General features: G+C 68.5%; 20 protein-coding genes and 1 pseudogene. 7 read left to right on the plus strand and 14 right to left on the minus strand.

Features of this window, described 5'->3' with window-relative positions; translation table 11 throughout:
* Positions 1–20 precede the first annotated feature (20 nt).
* The gene (locus tag DKL51_RS09225) at positions 21–824 is read right to left on the minus strand and encodes an SDR family NAD(P)-dependent oxidoreductase (RefSeq protein WP_123809624.1); all 804 of its coding nucleotides are present in this window, start codon (positions 822–824) and stop codon (positions 21–23) included.
* Entirely contained in the window at positions 821–1,582 is a 762-nt protein-coding gene (locus tag DKL51_RS09230; RefSeq protein ID WP_109964734.1) for an SDR family NAD(P)-dependent oxidoreductase, read from the minus strand. The genes DKL51_RS09225 and DKL51_RS09230 overlap by 4 nt, the downstream gene beginning before the upstream one ends.
* 107 nt (positions 1,583–1,689) lie before the next feature.
* Between DKL51_RS09230 and DKL51_RS09235 the strand changes: the two genes are divergently transcribed.
* Genes DKL51_RS09235 through DKL51_RS09260 form a run of 6 tightly spaced genes read left to right on the plus strand, consistent with a single transcriptional unit; the run spans position 1,690 to position 5,691 of the window.
* Positions 1,690–2,898, plus strand: a complete 1,209-nt coding sequence (locus DKL51_RS09235) for an aromatic ring-hydroxylating oxygenase subunit alpha (RefSeq protein WP_109964733.1) — start codon at positions 1,690–1,692, stop codon at positions 2,896–2,898.
* Positions 2,895–3,086 carry a ferredoxin gene (locus tag DKL51_RS09240; RefSeq protein ID WP_109964732.1) on the plus strand — a complete coding sequence of 64 codons (192 nt, stop codon included), beginning with the start codon at positions 2,895–2,897 and terminating at the stop codon, positions 3,084–3,086. The genes DKL51_RS09235 and DKL51_RS09240 overlap by 4 nt, the downstream gene beginning before the upstream one ends.
* A gap of 13 nt (positions 3,087–3,099) precedes the next feature.
* Positions 3,100–4,308: an NAD(P)/FAD-dependent oxidoreductase gene (locus DKL51_RS09245; protein ID WP_109964746.1), complete on the plus strand. Its 1,209-nt coding sequence runs from the start codon at positions 3,100–3,102 to the stop codon at positions 4,306–4,308.
* Complete coding sequence (locus tag DKL51_RS37095; RefSeq protein WP_109964731.1) at positions 4,305–4,595, plus strand: nuclear transport factor 2 family protein; 291 nt, start codon at positions 4,305–4,307, stop codon at positions 4,593–4,595. The genes DKL51_RS09245 and DKL51_RS37095 overlap by 4 nt, the downstream gene beginning before the upstream one ends.
* Complete coding sequence (locus tag DKL51_RS37100; RefSeq protein WP_369008604.1) at positions 4,583–4,792, plus strand: nuclear transport factor 2 family protein; 210 nt, start codon at positions 4,583–4,585, stop codon at positions 4,790–4,792. Before DKL51_RS37095 ends, DKL51_RS37100 begins: the two co-directional genes overlap by 13 nt.
* Positions 4,789–5,691, plus strand: coding sequence for an alpha/beta fold hydrolase (locus tag DKL51_RS09260; protein WP_109964729.1), 903 nt, complete (start codon positions 4,789–4,791; stop codon positions 5,689–5,691). The genes DKL51_RS37100 and DKL51_RS09260 overlap by 4 nt, the downstream gene beginning before the upstream one ends.
* On the opposite strand, the gene DKL51_RS09265 is transcribed toward DKL51_RS09260, so the two are convergent.
* From DKL51_RS09265 to DKL51_RS09300, 8 genes are all read right to left on the minus strand, one after another.
* A complete protein-coding gene (locus DKL51_RS09265) occupies positions 5,672–6,874 on the minus strand; it encodes a CaiB/BaiF CoA transferase family protein (RefSeq protein ID WP_109964728.1) in 1,203 nt (400 codons plus the stop codon). The two genes, DKL51_RS09260 and DKL51_RS09265, sit on opposite strands and share 20 nt — an antisense overlap.
* Positions 6,875–6,988: 114 nt before the next feature.
* The gene (locus DKL51_RS09270; RefSeq protein ID WP_109964727.1) at positions 6,989–8,101 is read right to left on the minus strand and encodes an ABC transporter substrate-binding protein; all 1,113 of its coding nucleotides are present in this window, start codon (positions 8,099–8,101) and stop codon (positions 6,989–6,991) included.
* A 62-nt stretch (positions 8,102–8,163) separates the two neighbouring features.
* Entirely contained in the window at positions 8,164–8,886 is a 723-nt protein-coding gene (locus DKL51_RS09275) for an ABC transporter ATP-binding protein (RefSeq protein WP_165824250.1), read from the minus strand.
* A 46-nt stretch (positions 8,887–8,932) separates the two neighbouring features.
* Positions 8,933–10,738, minus strand: a complete 1,806-nt coding sequence (locus DKL51_RS09280) for a branched-chain amino acid ABC transporter ATP-binding protein/permease (protein ID WP_109964725.1) — start codon at positions 10,736–10,738, stop codon at positions 8,933–8,935.
* Between the two features lie 4 nt (positions 10,739–10,742).
* Complete coding sequence (locus DKL51_RS09285; protein WP_109964724.1) at positions 10,743–11,597, minus strand: branched-chain amino acid ABC transporter permease; 855 nt, start codon at positions 11,595–11,597, stop codon at positions 10,743–10,745.
* Between the two features lie 6 nt (positions 11,598–11,603).
* Positions 11,604–12,002, minus strand: coding sequence for a nuclear transport factor 2 family protein (locus DKL51_RS09290; protein ID WP_165824248.1), 399 nt, complete (start codon positions 12,000–12,002; stop codon positions 11,604–11,606).
* 254 nt (positions 12,003–12,256) lie between these two features.
* Positions 12,257–13,096, minus strand: coding sequence for an enoyl-CoA hydratase-related protein (locus DKL51_RS09295; RefSeq protein ID WP_109964722.1), 840 nt, complete (start codon positions 13,094–13,096; stop codon positions 12,257–12,259).
* Positions 13,093–13,995: an enoyl-CoA hydratase-related protein gene (locus DKL51_RS09300; RefSeq protein WP_165824246.1), complete on the minus strand. Its 903-nt coding sequence runs from the start codon at positions 13,993–13,995 to the stop codon at positions 13,093–13,095. Before DKL51_RS09300 ends, DKL51_RS09295 begins: the two co-directional genes overlap by 4 nt.
* Positions 13,996–14,089: 94 nt before the next feature.
* Here DKL51_RS09300 and DKL51_RS09305 point away from each other — a divergent pair, with 94 nt between their 5' ends.
* Positions 14,090–15,259 carry a CaiB/BaiF CoA transferase family protein gene (locus DKL51_RS09305; protein ID WP_109964720.1) on the plus strand — a complete coding sequence of 390 codons (1,170 nt, stop codon included), beginning with the start codon at positions 14,090–14,092 and terminating at the stop codon, positions 15,257–15,259.
* On the opposite strand, the gene DKL51_RS09310 is transcribed toward DKL51_RS09305, so the two are convergent.
* From DKL51_RS09310 to DKL51_RS09325, 4 genes and pseudogenes are all read right to left on the minus strand, one after another.
* On the minus strand, positions 15,260–15,895 hold the full coding sequence (locus DKL51_RS09310) for a TetR/AcrR family transcriptional regulator (protein WP_109964719.1): 636 nt from the start codon (positions 15,893–15,895) through the stop codon (positions 15,260–15,262).
* 101 nt (positions 15,896–15,996) lie between these two features.
* Positions 15,997–16,296: a hypothetical protein gene (locus DKL51_RS09315; protein WP_207786156.1), complete on the minus strand. Its 300-nt coding sequence runs from the start codon at positions 16,294–16,296 to the stop codon at positions 15,997–15,999.
* Positions 16,297–16,673: 377 nt separating this feature from the next.
* Positions 16,674–16,865, minus strand: a pseudogene (locus tag DKL51_RS09320) (cyclic-phosphate processing receiver domain-containing protein); the annotation flags it as partial.
* An 85-nt stretch (positions 16,866–16,950) separates the two neighbouring features.
* The gene (locus DKL51_RS09325) at positions 16,951–17,388 is read right to left on the minus strand and encodes a DUF6228 family protein (protein WP_109964718.1); all 438 of its coding nucleotides are present in this window, start codon (positions 17,386–17,388) and stop codon (positions 16,951–16,953) included.
* Between the last annotated feature and the right edge of the window lie 185 nt (positions 17,389–17,573).

The raw sequence follows: 17,573 nt of genomic DNA on the forward strand, positions 1-17,573 counted from the left end.
TGCTCAGGCACGCCGGCCCCTCAACACGGCATGGCGTAGCCACCGGAAACACTGATGACCTGGCCGGTGAGCTGCCGAGCGGCGAGGTCCGAGGCGAAGAACAGCACCGAGGCGGCAATGTCCTCCGGCTCGCTGAACCGGCGCAGTGGGATCCCCTTCAGCACCGCCTGCCGACCGCGCTCGTCGAAGACCGGTTCGTCCCCGGCCCACAGGCTCTTGTCACCGACCCACTCCCGCCCCGGCGGCAGCACCAGACCTGGCGCCACGACATTCGCCCGCACGCCGGAGCGTCCAGCCTCCTTGGCCAGGGACTTGGTGAGCGAGATAATCGCGGCCTTCGTCGCCCCGTAGACCGACTGCCGAAGGTCACCGAAGGCCGCGTCCGAGGAGATATTGATCAGCGAGCCAGATCGCTGCGAGACCATGACGGGCAGAACAGCCTGACACATGTCGATGGTCACCCTCAGGTTCAGGGCGATAGTCCGGTCGATGGTGGCCGGGTCGAGGTCCCCGAACCAGGCCGGGCGCTGCCAGCCAAGGTTGTTGACCAGCACGTCGATCCTGCCAAAGGCGGATACCGCGGTTTCCACCGCCTCCTGAATCACCTCGGGGCGGCTGAGGTCACCGCTCACAACGGTGATCTCGGCGCCCCGCGCCCTGATCTCCTGCGCGGTCCGCTCGGCCTGCTTTACATCGACATCGACGACCACGAGCCGCGCGCCCTGGTCGGCGAACGCGAGGACCATGCCGCGCCCGATGTTCGAGGCGCCGCCGGTCACCATTACCACCTTTTCCCGCAGATCCGGATAGCTGACGCCGCTCACGCGGACCACCCTCCGTCGACGTCGAGCACCTGGCCGGTGATCCAGGACGCGCGCGCCGAGGCGAGGAAGGCGACGGCCTCGGCCACGTCCTGCGCGCTGCCGAACCGGCCGAGCGGGATGTTCTTGCGGGCGACCTCGAGCAGTTGGGGGCTGAAGTCGCCGTTGTCGATCAACTGTTGGTGCATCCCCGCCGTGATCACCCCGACACCGATGGCGTTGGCCCGTACCCCGAAGCGGCCTTCCTCGACGGCGATCCCGCGGATCAGCGCCTCGATCGCCGCCTTGGGGGCCGAGGACAGGATGTCCTTCGCGGCGTGCCGGCGGACGGCCGGTGTGGAGATGCTCAGGAACGAGCCGGACGTCTGCCGCAGATGCGGAAGCGCGTGGTGCGCGACGGCGTAGGCGCCGCCCGCGTCCTGCTCGAGTTGCGCGATGTACGCCTTGGGCGAGAGCCGGCTGATGTGCAGTTGAGGCAGGTAGGGGCCGGCGGCGTAGACCACCACGTCCACCCGGCCCAGCGACTCGGCGAGGTCGTCCAGGGTCTGCTGGACCGCCGCGTGGTCGGACAGGTCGAGACGGCGTACGTGAGCAGTGGACCCCGCGGCACGTACCGCGTCGGCGGCGGCCAGCGCCGCGGCCTCGCGACCGCGGTAGGTCAGGCCCACGTAGTACCCGTCCTCGGCGAGGCGTCGGCAGACTGCCGCGCCGATCCCGCCGCTTCCACCGATCACGACGGCGCCGCTTCTCTGGGAGGTCATGCTTCCACCTCTTCTTCCTGAACCAGCTTCGGTTCTGTCCGCTGGACCGCCGCTCACCGGTGGCGCTGTCACCTATTCTAGATTAGAATAAGTGAGGAGGTAAAGCCATGGATGACAAGACACAGGCAGCGTTGGTCGAGCGCTTCTTCGACCTGCAGCAGCGCCGGACGACGGATCTCGCGGAGTCGACCTTCCGGGTATCCGCCGCGCATTACACGTCCGAGGCCGAGCTGGACCGGGAGCGGGCGACACTCTTCCGTGGGCTCCCGCTGGTGGCCGCCCTCTCCGTGGACCTGCGCGAACCGGGTGACTATGTGAGCTTCGACGCCGACGGCATCCCCCTGATCCTGATCCGTGGCGAGGACGGCAACGTGCGGGCGCTGGTCAACGCGTGCCGGCACCGCGGGGCGCGGGTCTTCCCCGTCGGGCGCGGACATCACGGTGGCCGCAACGTCACCTGCCCCTTCCACGCCTGGACGTACGACGTCTACGGCCGCCTGCTCGGCCAGCCGCTGGCCCGCGACGGGTTCTCCGACTGCGACAACGATCTGCTGGGCATGCGATCACTCCCGGTCGAGGAGCGGCACGGCCTCGTGTTCGTGACGCCGCTGCGGGCCGACGACGAGACGGTCCGCGCGCAGACCGAGGACGTGCTCGGCGGGATCGGGGCCGAGCTCGACCACTTCCGCCTCGGCGACTGGTTCCACGTCGAGTCGCGCTCGCTCGAGGTCCCGCTCAACTGGAAGTTCATCATGGACACGTTCCTGGAGAGCTACCACATCTTCGCGCTGCACAAGGGCTCCATCGGCCCGTGGTACTTCTCCTCGCCCGGTCTGTTCGACTCCTTCGGCCCGTCCTCCCGGGTCTGCGGCGTCCGCGCGTCCATCTCTCAGTTGGCCGACACGCCGAAGGAGCAGTGGTCGATCCTGCCGCACGCCACCGTCCTGCACATCCTCCCGCCCAACACCGTGCTGGTGCATCAGCAGGACCACATCGAGCTGTGGAAGGTCTTCCCCGGCTCGACCCCGGCCCAGGCCCGGATCGACGCGAGCCTCTACGCCCCAGAGGAGCCGAAGACCGAGAAGGCCTGGAACTACTGGCGCAAGAACCTCGACCTGGCGATCAACATCACCAACGACGAGGACTTCCCCCAGGCGCGGGAGAGCCAGCACTCGCTGGCCAGCGGAGCCCTGGTGTCGCTCGTCTATGGACGCAACGAACCAGGGCTCGTGCACTTTCACCGCACGATCATCGAGTTGATGGACCGGTTCGGGTCGGCCGAGCCGGACCGGGCACGAACAGGAGTTGTCTCATGAAGGTCAGCGTGGATCGCACCCGCTGCGAGAACCTCGGGATCTGCGCATCGCTCGTCCCGGCGGTCTTCGAGCTCAGCAACGACGGCACGATGAACCTCGTCGACCCCGAGCCCGGTGACGGCCTCAAGGCGTTCGTCCAGAACGCCGTGTACGCGTGTCCCACCGAAGCTCTCCGCATCGACGACTGACCCCGGGATGACGATGAACCGCGAACCTGGGCTCCTCGTGGTGGGCGCCTCGCTGGCCGGGCTCCGCGCCGTCGAGGCGGCCCGTCGCGACGGCTGGGACGGGCCGATCACCCTGCTCGGCGGCGAGCCCGTACTTCCCTACGACCGGCCGCCGCTGTCGAAGGCCGTCCTGAACAGCGACTCCCCCCCGGAGCTCAAGCCGTTTCGGACCGAGGCCGAGTTGGTCGACGGCCTCGGTGTCACCCTCGCCCTGGGCGAACGGGCGACCGGCCTCGACCTCGCCGGCTCCGTGGTCATCACGGACCGACGGAGCCTCGGGTACTCCCGGCTGGTCATCGCCACCGGGTCGAGCCCGCTGCGCCTGCCCGGGGTGGCGCTTTCCGACCGGATCCTGACCCTGCGCACCTGGCACGACGCGGTGGCCCTGCACCAGCGCCTCGCCCACGGGGGACGTCTCGTCGTCGTCGGGGCCGGCTTCATCGGCGCCGAGATCGCCTCCGCCGCGGCCCGCCGCGGCCTGGCGGTCACGCTCGTCGAGGCGGCCGAGGCGCCGCTGGTCCCCGCGCTCGGACAGACCGTCGCCCGGGCGGTCGCCGAGCTGCATGCCGCGAACGGGGTGAACCTGACCACCGGAACGAAGGTGGTGTCGGTCGTCGAGGGCACCCACACGGTGACGATCAACCTCGACGACGGGCGGGCACTCCCGGCCGAGACCGTGGTTGTGGGCATCGGCTCCCGTCCAGAGCAGGCGTGGCTGGCGGGCTCGGGGCTGTCCCTGGGCAACGGCGTCAGCTGCGACGCCGCGCTTGCGGCGGCCCCGAACGTGTACGCCGCCGGTGACGTGGCGAGCTGGCCGAACCCGGCGTTCGACGGCGACGTGATGCGTCTGGAGCACTGGACGAGCGCCGCCGAACAGGGCATGTGGGCCGGACGGAACGCCGTCCGCGCGGACGACGAGCCCTTCTCGACCGTGCCGTACTTCTGGTCCGACTGGTACGACAACCGGATCCAGTTCCTCGGCCGCTACAGCGACGACCTGGAGATCGTCGGCAACATCGCGGAGCACCGGTTCATCGCGCTCTACCGACGGGGGGACCGCCTGGTTGGCGCCATGGGCCTGAACTCACCGGCGATGATGCGGCTCCGAACGGCGATCACCGACCGCACCGACTTCGGGGCGGTACGGGACTCGCTCCTCGTGGGTCCCGGGGCGGCCCGGTGACCGGCGAACGGCGGACGGCGTCCGACGAGCGTACGGCGCTTGCGGAATGGGTCCGCGACCAGCAGGACCGGCAGGCTATCCGTGAGCTCGCCGCGGCGTACCAACGCGGCTGTGACGGCGGCTGGGGCGGACCCAGCCATGCAGACCCCGCGTGGCTTGCCGCCCTGTTCGCCCCCGACGCGACCTACAAGATCCCGCAGCGAGAGCAACCCAGTCGCGGCCGGGACGAGATCCGGGGGTCTTCGCCGACCTCCAGACGTCGCTGCCCCGGGTCATCCACTACCTGATGAACGACACGGTCACGGTCCACGGCGACACCGCCCGCGGCGAGTTCAAGGGCATCGCCGCCATCTGGGCCGGTACCCGCCGACACCTCGCCTTCGGCGTCTACACCGGCGACTTCGTACGCCTGGACGGCCGGTGGCACTTCCAGAACTGGCAGTTCGACCTCGCCAGCCCTCCCCCGGGGAGTACGGAACAATGACTGACACCAGCCTCGACCCGGGACGCTTCCGGCAGGAGTTCACCCACGTCCGCGGCTTCCGCCAGGCCTTCATCCGCGAGGGACTCAGCGGCAAACCGCTGCTGCTGGTCCACGGATGGCCCGAGACGAGCCGGATCTGGTGGCGCAACATCGAGCCACTCGCCCGGGCCGGCTTCGAGGTCATCGTGCCGGACCTGCGCGGGCACGGCTCCTCCGAGCCCGGGCCTGACGGCCACCACGACGTCCCGAGCCACAGCCGGGACCTGTCCACGCTTGTGACCGCGCTCGGCCACCGCTCGGTGGTGGCGCTGGGCGGCGACCTCGGCGGCGTCGTCATCCAGGACATGAGCGCACGCTACCCGGGCCTGATCGACCGGGCGATCCTGTTCAACACAAGGCTCCCGTACGACAAGGCCAGCATGGCCGGCCTGGCCACCCGGCCGCCGAGGGAGGTGGGCGACTACTACCGGCGCCAGGGCCTCGACGCCGACGCACTGGTGGCCGAACTCCGCACCCGGCAGGAGCGCCGCGACTACATCGCCACGTTCTACGGGTCGCGGCTGTGGGCGCATCCAGGATCGTTCGACCAGGCGGCGGTGGACTTCATGACCGAGCCCTTCGCCGACGCGCGACAACTGCGGGCCGGCTTCGGCTTCTACGAGAGCCTGCTCACGAACTCCCGGCTCAGCGAGCCCATGCAGCTGCCGTTGCCGAACCCGCTCCCCACGATGATCCTCTTCGGGGCCTCCGACGTGGTGATGTACCCCGAGTTCGACCGGATGGCGGCCGTAGTCTTCCCCGACCACGTCGGCCCGTTCCTGCTGCGCGACTGCGGCCACTTCGTCCAGTGGGAAGCGGCGAGCCAGCTGAACACCGCGGTCACCGCCTGGTGCTCCTGAGCGCCGCTAGGCTTTTCATCAGCGAACCAGTCGGGTCCTCCGGGGCGAAGCCCAACCAGGCAATTACCTCGTCGGTGTCCTGCCCCAGCGCCGGTACCCGACCCATCCGGGTCGGCCACGCGCCGGCGCCGGTCGGGGACTCCAGCGCGACCAGCGGACCGGCCTCCGAGTCAATCTGCCGTACCCGGTCCCGGGCGATCAGCTGGGGATGGTCGGCCAACCGCTGCGGCGGGCTCTGCTGCGCGTGTGCGATCTGGGCCTGGTTCAGCAGGCGAACCGCCGCCTCGGACGTCAGCTGCCCGAACCGGGTCTCGATGAGGCCGATGAGCTCGTCGCGGTGGGCCATCCGAGCCGGGTTGGTGGCGAACCGTTCGTCGGTGGCCAGCGCGGCATCGCCCAGGACGATCTCCGCGAATCGGGCCCACTCGCGGTTGTTCTGCACGGCGATGACCCGGCTCTCGCCGTCGCCGAGCCGCACCGGCCCGTACGGCGCGATGGAGGCGTGCGAGGCGCCTGAGCGTCGGGGCGCCGCACCGGCGTACCGGCCGTAGTAGAAGGGGAAGCCCATCCACTCTCCCAGCGATTCGAGCATCGAGAGACGAAGTTCGCGGCCGTGGCCGGTACGGCTGCGTTCGTACAGGGCGGTCAGCACGGCGCTGAAGAGATACATCCCGGCGGCGATGTCGGCGATCGGAATGCCGACCTTGGCCGCGCCGTCCGGGCTGCCGGTGACGTCGAGCAGGCCCGCCTCGGACTGGATGAGCAGGTCGTAGGCTCGGCGGTCGCTGTCAGGCCCGCCGTCGCCGAAGCCGGACAGGTCCCCGGTGATCAGCCCTGGCCGGGTCGCGCGTACTGCCTGAGCGCCGAAGCCGAGCCGCTCCATCGCTCCCGGCGCGAGGTTTTGCAGGAAGACGTCGCACCGGTCCAGCAGCCGGTTGAGCACCTGCCTGCCATCGGCCGACTTCAGGTCGAGGGCGACCGACTTCTTGGTGCGGTTGAGCCACACGAAGTGGGCCGACAGTCCCGCCACGACGTCGTCGTAGTCACGCGCGAAGTCGCCGGTGTCGGGTCGCTCGATCTTGATGACCTCCGCGCCGAGATCGGCCAGGTGACGCGATGCGAACGGCACCGCGACGGCCTGCTCGACCGAGACAACGACGATTCCGTCCAGGGGAAGACCCATGATACCTGCCTTGCTCGTGACGTAACGGTCCGGCGGGGACGCGGGTCCGGCGGAACATGCGGCAGAAGCGATCGAGGCCGCGCAACCCGGGGGCGCGCGGCCTCGACCCGGCGACTACTGCGACAGGGTGATGTCCGCGGGGACGATCTTGCCGCCCTTGATCGTGTAGACGGTCTGGAAGTCGCCCTGGAGCCCGTCGTGACCCTTCGCGAAGCTGATCGGCGCTCCGTCACGACCCTGTGCGCCCTCGTACGGGGGCAGCGCCTCCAGGGCCTTGACCAGCGCGTCACCGAATTCGCCCTTGGATGCCTTCAGCGCGAGGGCGAGGATGTGCACGGCGTCGTAGGTGGCCGAGCCGGTGTCGGAGTAGGTCTTCTCCGCCCCGAACTCCTTCTCGTAGGCGGCGATGAACTTCTGGTATCCCGGGCGGTTGACGTCGCGAGACTGCACGAAATACCCGCCTAGCGCGTCGAAGGCTGCCGAGCCGATCGCGATGGCATCCGGCGAACCGGTGCCGCTCATGCCCACCACATGCTTCTTCAGGCCCTGCTCGAGCATCGTCTTGGGGATCAGCCCGTAGTCCGCGTTACCGGAACCCGCGATCAGCACCGCTTCCGGATTGGTCTTCGCGATCGATCGGACCGGGCCGGACATGTCGGTTGATCCCAGGGTGTACTGGACGGCCGAGAAGGTGATGCCGCGCTCCTTGGCGCGCGTCTGGTAGGAATCGCGCAGCGCCGGACCGACGCCGCCGTTGTCGTAGAGGATGCCGATCGACTTCGCGCCCAGGGCGTTGGCGATGTCGACCACGGCGTTCGCGGTCTGCGACGTGGTGGCGGCGATCCGGAAGGAGTACTCCGCGCCGTCGGTCACGCCGGCCGCCGCGGACGCGGGGTTGATGTACACGGTCTTCGTCCGCTCCGCGACCTCCCGGATGGCCAGGCCCTCCGCGCTGGAAAGACCGCCGATGACGGCGGACGCCTTGTCGACCGTGATCGCCCGCTGGGCGACCTTGGCCGCCGTCTCGGCGGTCAACTTGTCGTCGTACACCTCCACCGAGAGCTGCTTGCCGTCGATGCCACCCGCGGCGTTGACCTCCTTGACGGCCAGCTTCGCCCCGTTCACGATCTGCTTGGCGGCGTCGGCCGAGGGCCCGGTCAGCGGCGCGATCACCGCGATCTTGATGGTCTCCGATGACGAGTCACCTCCCCCGGAGCAAGCCGTCATTGGTAGCAGCGCACAGACGGCGAGCGCCAGGCTCGCGAAACTCTTACTCCGGATATTCACGGTCACTCCCTTGTCATTGTCAGTTCTGTGTGGGGTTGGGTGTCCCGAAGCTCGGAACCTCCGAAGTAGGCCCGCTCGACCTCGGCGGCGGACAGGTCTGCGGTGGGGCCGGACAGCACGCTGACGCCGTCCCTGATGACAATCAGCCGGTTGCACAGCCCACGCAGGTGCTGGTCGTTCTGCTCCACGACCAGCATCGACATCCCTGTGGAACGGAACTCCTCGAGCGCCTGGTAGATCCGGTCGACCACCACGGGAGCGAGACCCAGGGATGGCTCGTCCAGGATGAGCAGCCGTGGCGCGGTGATCAGGGCGCGGGAGAGTGAGAGCATCTGTTGCTCACCGCCCGAGAGCAACCCGGCGAGTTGGGACGACCGCTCCTCGAGTACCGGGAACATGTCGTAGATCAGGCCCTCGTGCCGGGCCACCACCCGGCTCGCCCGCCGGAAGGTGAGCGACCGCGCCGCGAGCAGCAGGTTCTGCCGCACCGTCAGGGTCTTGATGACCTGGTGGCCCTCGGGCAGCAGCACCAAACCGTTGCGCGCGCGCTGCGCCGGAGACATGCGCCCCAGATCGTCGCCACCGAACCGGCACACCCCCGCCGCGAGCGGCAGGCCGCCACTGATCGCCCGCAGCAGGGTCGACTTGCCGGCACCGTTCATGCCGACGACGCCGACGGCGTCACCCGCGGCGACATCGAGATCGATGCCGCGGATGGCCAGCACGCCTCTCCGGTATCCGACGGCGACACCGCGGAGGCTCAACAGTTGCTCAGACACGGGCACCTCCAGCCGAACCGAGATATGCCTCGATGACGCGGTTGTGTGCGAGAACGTCGGCGGGCTCACCCTCGACGATCAGCTCTCCCTGGGCCATCACGGCGAGGTGATCGCTGGCCTGGGCCACGAACGCGATGTTGTGGTCGATCAGCAGGGTGGCCAGGCCACGCTCCCGGAGCCGCTTCAGCACTGCGCGGAGTTCCTCGCGCTCCTCGGTGGTGAGCCCGGCGCCCGGCTCATCGAGCAGCAGGACGCTCGGTCTGAGCATGAGGTTCCGCGCGATCTCGGCGAGCCGCTGCACGCCGTACGGCTGCTCGGCGGCGCGCCCGTCGGCACGGTGGCCGATGCCCAACTCGTTGAGCAGGTGCAGTGCCTCCGCCCGGTGGTCGGCATCGTCTCGGCGGGTCGCCCCGCCGTAGACCATCTGCCGAGCCAGGCCGGCCTTCGAGCGAATCTCGCCGCCCACCATCACGTTCTCCAGGAGCGTGAGGTGGGGTACGAGGGTCGGCAGTTGGAAGGTACGGGCGATGCCGGCCCGGCGTACGGCGTCTGGTCGGTGGCGGTCCAGGGTCTCACCGCTGAGCAGCACCTCACCCGAGGTGGACGCCACCTCGCCGGTCACCGCGTTGAACAGGCTCGTCTTGCCGGCGCCGTTCGGCCCGACCAGGCCGACCACGCGTCCGGGATCGACCCGTAGACTCACGCCGTGCACCGCGCGCACTCCGCCGAACTGCACGGAGACGTCCCGGATCTCCAAGGAGGCCTGTGGCTGTTCATCGACGGGTATCGGTTCCGGCGGTGCCGCGGCCGGCTGGTCGGAGCGCGGCCCGGGGGTTCGGCGCCGCGCGGAGACCAGGCTTTTGACCATGCCGACGATGCCCTGCCGCCCCACGGACATCAGCACGACGACGGCCAGCCCGTAGACGAGGTTCTCTGCGCGTCCGAGGTGTACGCCGATCTCGGCCATCGCCACCAGCGCGATGACCCCCAGGATCGGGCCGAGGAACGTGCCGGCGCCGCCGAGGACGGTGGCGAGCAGCAGCTGGATCAGTCGGTCGAACGAAAACGCCTCCGGGGAGATGGTCAGCTGGAAGTGCGCGTACATCGAGCCGGCCAGGCCGGCGAGCCCGCTGGAGAGCGCGAACACGCTGATCCGCAGCTTCCCGGCGTCGATCCCTGAGCCGGCCAGCGCGTTCGGGGTTTCCCGCAGGGTCACCAGCTTGCGTCCGTACGCCGACCGGCTGATCCGCCAGGTCAGTTCGACGACCGCCCAGACGATGGCGACACACAGCCACAGGAAGCTGACGCTGCCCCCGACGAAGGTCAGCTCCCCGCTCGATGGGGGCGTGATCGCGTAGATGCCGCCGGTACCACCGGTGACCGACGTCCACTGGGCGATGATCTCCGACACGGCTACCGCGAAGGCCAACGTCGCGATGGCGAGGAAGATGTCACGCAGATGGCTCACCGGCATGATGACGATCGCGCCGATCGCGGCGGCCACCAGGACTCCGAATGGCGTCGCGAGCCAGAAGGACCAGCCCCAGTGCAGTTCGGCGTAGACGCTCGCGTACGCGCCGATTCCGTAGAACGCGATGCTGGCCATGGAGAAGAGCCCGGCGTATCCGAAGACGATGTTGAAGCTCGCCGTCAGGACATAGGCCACCGCCGCGCTGGTCAGCAGAAAAATCCAGTAGTCGTTGTTCGATGCCGTGAGCACGAGCAGAACGAGGACGACGGGTATCGCGAGGTGCACGAGCCCGGGCGACTTCGTCACTCGGGCGAAGAGGGCCGGCATACTGTCACGTCCTGTCTGCGGTGAGTTTGGACTGGAAGATTCCCTGAGGTCGTACGAGCAGCCCGAGCAAGAGCAGAATGAGAATCGGAGTAAGGACGAAGTTCGAGTTGACGTACTGCTGGCACACGGCGGTCACGGTCGCGACCGCGAGCACGCCGAGCGAGGAGGCGGCCAGGCCACCGATGCCGCCAAGCACGGCACCGATGATCGCCAGATTGAGCAGTTGCATGGACAGCGGTCCGGAGATGCTGGCCAGCCCGACCTGGAGAATTCCGGTCACCGCGCAGCACGCGCCGGCGACGCCCCAGGCGAGGAGGTGGAAGCCGCGCGGGCGGATGCCGTAGAGCTGGGCGAGGTTCTCGTCGCCGGCACAGGCCTCCATCGTGCGGCCGATCATCGTCCGGTCGAACACGATCACGACCAGGACGGTGATGCCGATGCCGATGCCGATGGCGATCAGCCGCTGGTAGGCCAGGTTCACCCCGGCGAACTGGACGGCTCCCTCCACCCAGGCATTGGCCGCCTCGGCCGATCCGCCAAAGATCATTTCGCCGGCTGCCTGCAGCGCCAGCGCGAAGCCGAGGGTGGCCAGAGCGATTCCGACGGGCGGAACCTTCATGTACTGCGCCGGCAGGACCGAGGTCAGGTAGCCCACCACCCCCACCAGGCAGCCGAGCAGCAGCGTGATGATCACGCCCGGGACAGAGTTGTCGAAGCTGGCCGCGCAGTAGCCGAGGAAGACGCTCATCGTGCCGGCGGCGAAGTTGATGACTTTGCTCAGCCGGTAGACGAGGGCGACGCCGACCGCCAGCGGCGCGAGCACACCAGCCTGGGACAGGATGATCAGGATCGTCTGCATGGCGGGTCAGTTCGTGGGCAGGTCGAGAAGGAAGCTGACCTCGTGCCGGACGAGCTTCCACTCATCGCTGTGCCAGCGCATCCGGGTCCGGTACGCGCCGACCATTTCGGTGGTGGCCAGGCCGCCCGCGACACGAAGGTGGGTGAAGTCGGCCCGCATTGCGGCATGGTCACCGTCAACGTCCACCCGGACGTTGGTGATCAGGTGCCGCGCTGTGCTCGGCTCGCCGTCGACGCGTGCCTTGGTCAGGTAGGCGTAGATCCCCTTGGGACCCACGTGCTCCTCCCCCCGGACGGCCATGACACCGTCGTCGGCGAAGAGTTCCGACCACTCCCTGATCCGCCCGTCGTCCACGCGATGGGCGTACTCGGCATACATCTGCAGAGCCATCAGCTCCCTGGGCATGGAACCCACCGTCGGACCTCCGAGCGTCGCCATGTTTAACGGTGAATAAAATCTAATGCGGATTAGGGACTTGTCAAGGGCCTGTTACGGTCGTGATCAGGCGGATTCCGCACGCGGCCCCGGCCGGGCACTCCTGGCCCGCAGGCCGCCCCGGCCCGTCGCCGTCGACGCTCGGTCGTCGCCATCGCGCGGACAGCACAGCGCTCCGGACGCCCGCGGCTCGATCGCCGCGGGCGTCCGGTCATTGGGGGCAATCAGTCCGGCAGACCGCGCTGCCGGCCCTGGATCGGCGAGGCTCCCGAGCGCACCCTGGCCGCCCGACTATCGGCGACCTGCCGGGCAACGTGCGTCTGGTGGCTGAAGGAGTGGCTGGCAAAGTGATACGCCGCGAAGTCCCGCCGCCCGCGCCGCTCCTCCATGAAGGTGAAGCTGGCCTTGGAGAGTTCCAGCGTCTCCCGGGGGATGCGCACGAGCTTCGCCACCACCGAGCGCACCTTCGCGTCAAGCTCGTCCACCGGGACCACCCAGTTGACGAAGCCCAGCCGCTTGGCCTCGTCCGCGGTCAACCGCTCGTCGAGCCAAAGCGCCTGCTTCGCCCGGCGCTCACCCAGCCGCCAAGCGAAGTGCGGCACCTCGGCGTCGTTGAGTGCCATCGCGGAGATGATCGGCGAGCCGAACACCGCGTCCTCGGCTGCCACCACGAGATCCGCTGCCGCGGCGAACATCAGCCCGGCCGCGAGGCAGCTGCCCTGCACCTGGCAGATCGTCGGCACCGGAAGCTCCTGGATCAGCTGCACCGGCTCGACGAAAAGCCGCATCTCCCACCGGCGGCGCCCCTCCGCCGTGCTGATCGCCTCCGCGTAGTCGTCGTTGACGACGATCTCGCGCAGGTCGTGCCCGGAGGTGAAGGAACGCCCTGCCCCGCGCAGGACGACAGTCCTGAGGTCGGCGTCCTGCGCGGCGTCCCGCAGCGCGTCCCGCAGCAGCTCGAGCATCTCGGCGTTCTGGGCGTTGTGCTTCTCCGGCCGGTTCAGGGTGAGCCACAGGACCCCGTCGCACCGCTCGACGAGGAGCGGCGCGGTCGGAGCGGTCATCGCCCCTGGCTTTCCAGCCAACGCCGCTCACCCTCGGGCCCGTCAAGGAAGGACGGCGCACCCTTGGTCAGGATGCCACCGGTCGGACCGTAGATCCACTCCAGGGCTGGCCGCACACCATCCTCCTTGACCCGGCGAAGCAGCTCGTTGAACTTCTCCTCCCGATGCTCCATGTGGTCGAAGATCAGGCCGGTCTTGAGCATCGGATAGAAGCCGATGACGTCGTAGATCATGTTCACGGTCTGCTTGTGTAGCGCCAGGATCGGCATCTCGGTGAGCGAGATCTTCTTGGCCAGCCAGTTCGTGTACTCGTCCAGCTCGGCCTCGGGCACCGCCTTGTTGATCATGCCGATGCGCTCGGCGGTGGCGCCGTCGAGGGCGTCACCGGTGAACAGCAACGCCTTGGTCCAGCGCGGCCCGAGCGTCAGCGGCCACATGCCCAGACTCGGTTCGAGACCGAACGACTTGCTCTCCGGCGCGCCGATCATCGCGTCGTCGGCGGCGACCACCAGGTCGGTGACCCCGAGGAAGTAGCAGGCGCCCGCATAGCAGTAGCCGTGCAGCTGCAGGATCACCGGCTTGCGGAACTCCCAGAACGTGTGATGGAACCACAGACCCAGCCGATCGGTGTGCTGCCGGTCCTCGTGCGCGGTGACGTTGAAGTGCTGGTCGGCGACCTCACGGATGTCGATGCCCGAGCAGAAGGCGCGCCCCGCACCCTTGAGGATCACGACGTGGATGTTGTCGTCCGCGTCGAACTCCTTGAGCCCCTGCTCGATGCCACGCATCATCGAGACGCTCAGGGCGTTCAGCCTCTCGGGCCGGTTAAGCGTGAGCTTCCCGACCTTGCCGTCCTTCTCGATGAGGACATCGGGACCCTCTGTTGGCGCGTCGCCCATGATGCTCCTTCCGCAGCTCAGCATGTGTTGGCCTTTTTCTAACACATATTATAAATTGGCGCCAGCGTCCTGCCCCCGAGAGAAAGGCCCAGCTATGAGCCAACGTCAGTCGTCGACCCACCCAGGACCGCTCGCGGGCGTGCGGGTCGTGGAGTTCGGCGGGATCGGCCCGGCCCCCTTCGCGACGATGCTGCTGGCCGACCTGGGAGCCGATGTCGTGCGCATCGACCGGGTCGCCGACCTGGCTGACGTTGAGGACGACGGCCGCAGCATCGTCAACCGCGGGAAGCGCTCCCTGGTCCTCGACCTGAAGGCCCCGCACGGCGTCGACGTGGCTCTCGGGCTGATCGAGCGGGCCAACGTACTGGTGGAGGCGTTCCGCCCCGGGGTCACCGAGCGCCTGGGACTCGGACCGGAGGCGGCCCTGGGACGCAACCCCCGGCTGGTGTACGGCCGGATGACCGGCTGGGGCCAGTCCGGGCCCAAAGCGGCCACGGCCGGCCATGATCTCGGCTACATCGCCGGGACCGGCCTGTTGCACACGATCGGTACCGCCGAGGCACCCAGCATTCCGCTGAACCTGCTGGGCGACTACGCCGGCGGAGCGATGTACCTGGTAACCGGCATCCTCGCCGCCCTGCGGCACGCCTCGCTGACCGGCGTCGGGCAGGTCGTCGATGCCGCGATCACCGACGGTACGGCGCACCTCGGGACCTTGATCTACGGGATGCTGGATGCCGGCGGATGGAGCGACCAGCGCGCGGCCAATCTCATGGACGGTGGCGCACCGTTCTACGACATCTACACGACCTCGGACGGGGGCCACCTGACGGTGGCTCCCATCGAGCCGAAGTTCTACGAGGAGTTCGCCCGTCTGGCCGAGCTTCCCGAAGACCGCCCGGACCAGTACGACCGAGCCCGATGGCCCGAGTTGCGCGCCTTGATCCAGCGGCGCATCGGGACCCGTACCCTCGCGGAGTGGGTGGAGGTGTTCCGCGGATCGGACGCCTGCGTCGAACCCGTGCTGAACCTACGACAGGCCCTCCGGGACGAGCACGCGAACGCCCGCGGGTCCTTTATCGAGCTCGACGGCGTGCCCCAGCCGGCACCGAGTCCGCGCTTCTCCGCTACGCCTGGACTGGTCCGTCATCGCGCGCCGATGGCTGGCGCACACACTATGGAGGTCCTCACGGATTGGGATGTCTCCGGCGCAGCCGAGGCCGTCGCGTCGGGCGCGGTGCGTCAGCGCGAACAGGTTGGGTAGCTACCGCTGGCCCTTCTCGGCGTTCAGCAGACCGCCGGCAACCAGCGCCTTAGCCGTCGCTATCACATCCTCGAGCGGGGCCACCTTCGGCCCCCACCACTCGGGCGCCCAGTTCATGGCACCGATGATGAGCATCTGCGCGGCAGCCGGGTTCAATTCCTCCCGGAGCAGACCGGCTGCCGCGACCTCGTTGACGAGCTCTCGCCAGATTCGTCCGTACTTCACTTCCTCGTTGTGCTGCCTAGCGCGGATGTCCTCGGGAAGCTGACCGGAATTGCGGATGCTGGCGAGAGTAAACGACGAGCCCTGCAGCGCGACGCGGAGGTGGCCCTCGATGGCGGCAAGCAGGCGGGTCACGGGATCGGCGTCGGAAAGCTCGGCGAGTACCTGCTCGACGTGGATGGTGGCGTTCCTGGTGCCCTCCATCACGACGGCCTCGATCAATGACTCTCGCGACTGGAAGTAGTAGTAGATCGCTGGCGCCTGGACCTCGGCCACCTCGGCGATATCGCTAAGGCGCGAGCCCGCGAATCCCTTTCGCGCCAGCACTTCGGCCGCAGCCTCCATGATCCGACGCCGGGTCCTGGCAGATTTGGCGCCGCCGGCCTCTGCTCCATTACCGCTCGTACGTCCCATTCTTCTATTCTAAGCACGAGTAGAAACCGGCGGGGTGGCAGGCTCGCCCGTCCGGGTCACGACAGCGGCGACCCCCAGGGCCCCGGCGTTGAATCCGTTGGTTAACTCGCTGTAATCGTCTGGCAGAGGTTCTTGAAGGGTGATCGTGGTCTGGGCGGGGCGGGCTGGTTGTCGCGGTGGATCCAGTCGTGACCCGGCGGCGGGGTGTCGCCCAGCACCCGCACCTGCGAACGGCGGGCCTCCTCCGGCAGGTTCGCCCGCACCCACCGGCGAAACGACGCCACCGACGCCTCCAGGCCGTGCTCGTCACGCAGCCGCTGATGGATCGTCGCCGCGGTCACGTTCGCCTTCAACTGCTCGGCGATGTAGTCGCGGTGCACCTCGATCGCCGGCCAGCTCACCTGCCGAAGCCGGGTATCCATTAACTCTGGGAACCAGCCCCGCACCAGCTGCGCCCACTCATCCTGGCTACGTGCCGGGCCCGCAGCGGGTGCAGCCAGCGGCGCACGGTCTGCACGCTGCCGGTGAACCCCATCGCCTGCACCTCGGCGTGCAGCACGACGGCGTCGGTGACGCCGGCGGTGAACCCGTCGAGCAGGCTGGTCCGGTTGACGGCCTTGACCAGCAGTTCGTCGAGGCTGGTAGCGCGGGCGAAGCGGCGCACGGTCGAGCGGTCCAGGTCGAGTTGGCGGCTGATCGCCGACAGCGAGGCCCCTCGGCCAGCAACTGCTGCACGGCGGCGTAGCGCTGACGGGTGCGCACGACCAGGTGACTGGGCCTCGACGACCGGCCAGATCGTGTCGTCCTCGCCAAGGTCATGGTCAAGCCACAGCTCGTCCAGCCGCTGATCGCGGCAACGCTCGAGAAGTTCCGCTCCGGCTGCACTGGTACGGGCCACGTCCGCGCTGCGGCCGTCATCGAACGAGCGTAGATCGTCGACGAGGATGATTCGGGATTCGTCTGTTGCCATACGAAGATGATGCCCGGCCCTCGCATCCGCCATGATCAGGTGCACGCTTCTGCCGCCGACCGCGCGCTTCCGACTTGGGCCCCGGTTACGAGACCAAGTCGCCGAGTTCCGCGACGAGACGTAGCATGTCCTCGCCGGCGTCAAGGGCCACCATGACAGATGCCTCCCACGCACCCGGGTCGTAGCCCCGAGCGCCCCGGATGACGAAACGGAGACTGACGTGGCCTCGTCGGTCGTGCGTCGCGTCGATGCGGAGGTCGTGTTCTAGCGACTCCCAGGCCCGCACGCCGTCCCATCCCTGGTACGACTCGGCGAGGTCGGCTGCCCACGACACAATCCCGTCGCCATTGAGCGTCCGGACCCAGGTCACAGCACTGACGCCGTCATCGGCGAGCTCGCACCGCAGGTCGAGTACCTCGTCGTCCCATGGCCGCTCGGCGCTACAAAGACGGACGGACCCACGCCCCGCCTCGGCGCAGATTTCGACGCCGTCGTCCAACTGCCTCAACACCGGGAAGAGCATGCCACTGCTTGCCGGCGTCGCGAGGTTTGACGCCTACTCCCCGTGTCGCGGCGGCTCGCTCTTCTAATGGGTTCCGTCAGCCTGCTGGTGCAGGATGGCTCCGGTAGCGGCTGGCGGGTCAGCACTCCACTCTTCGGGCCTTCGAGGTCTTGCGGCAGACCGTGCGCCCGCCGGTCGTGAGGAGG

This window comes from Micromonospora globispora (assembly GCF_003857015.1).
Classification (GTDB): domain Bacteria; phylum Actinomycetota; class Actinomycetes; order Mycobacteriales; family Micromonosporaceae; genus Micromonospora; species Micromonospora globispora.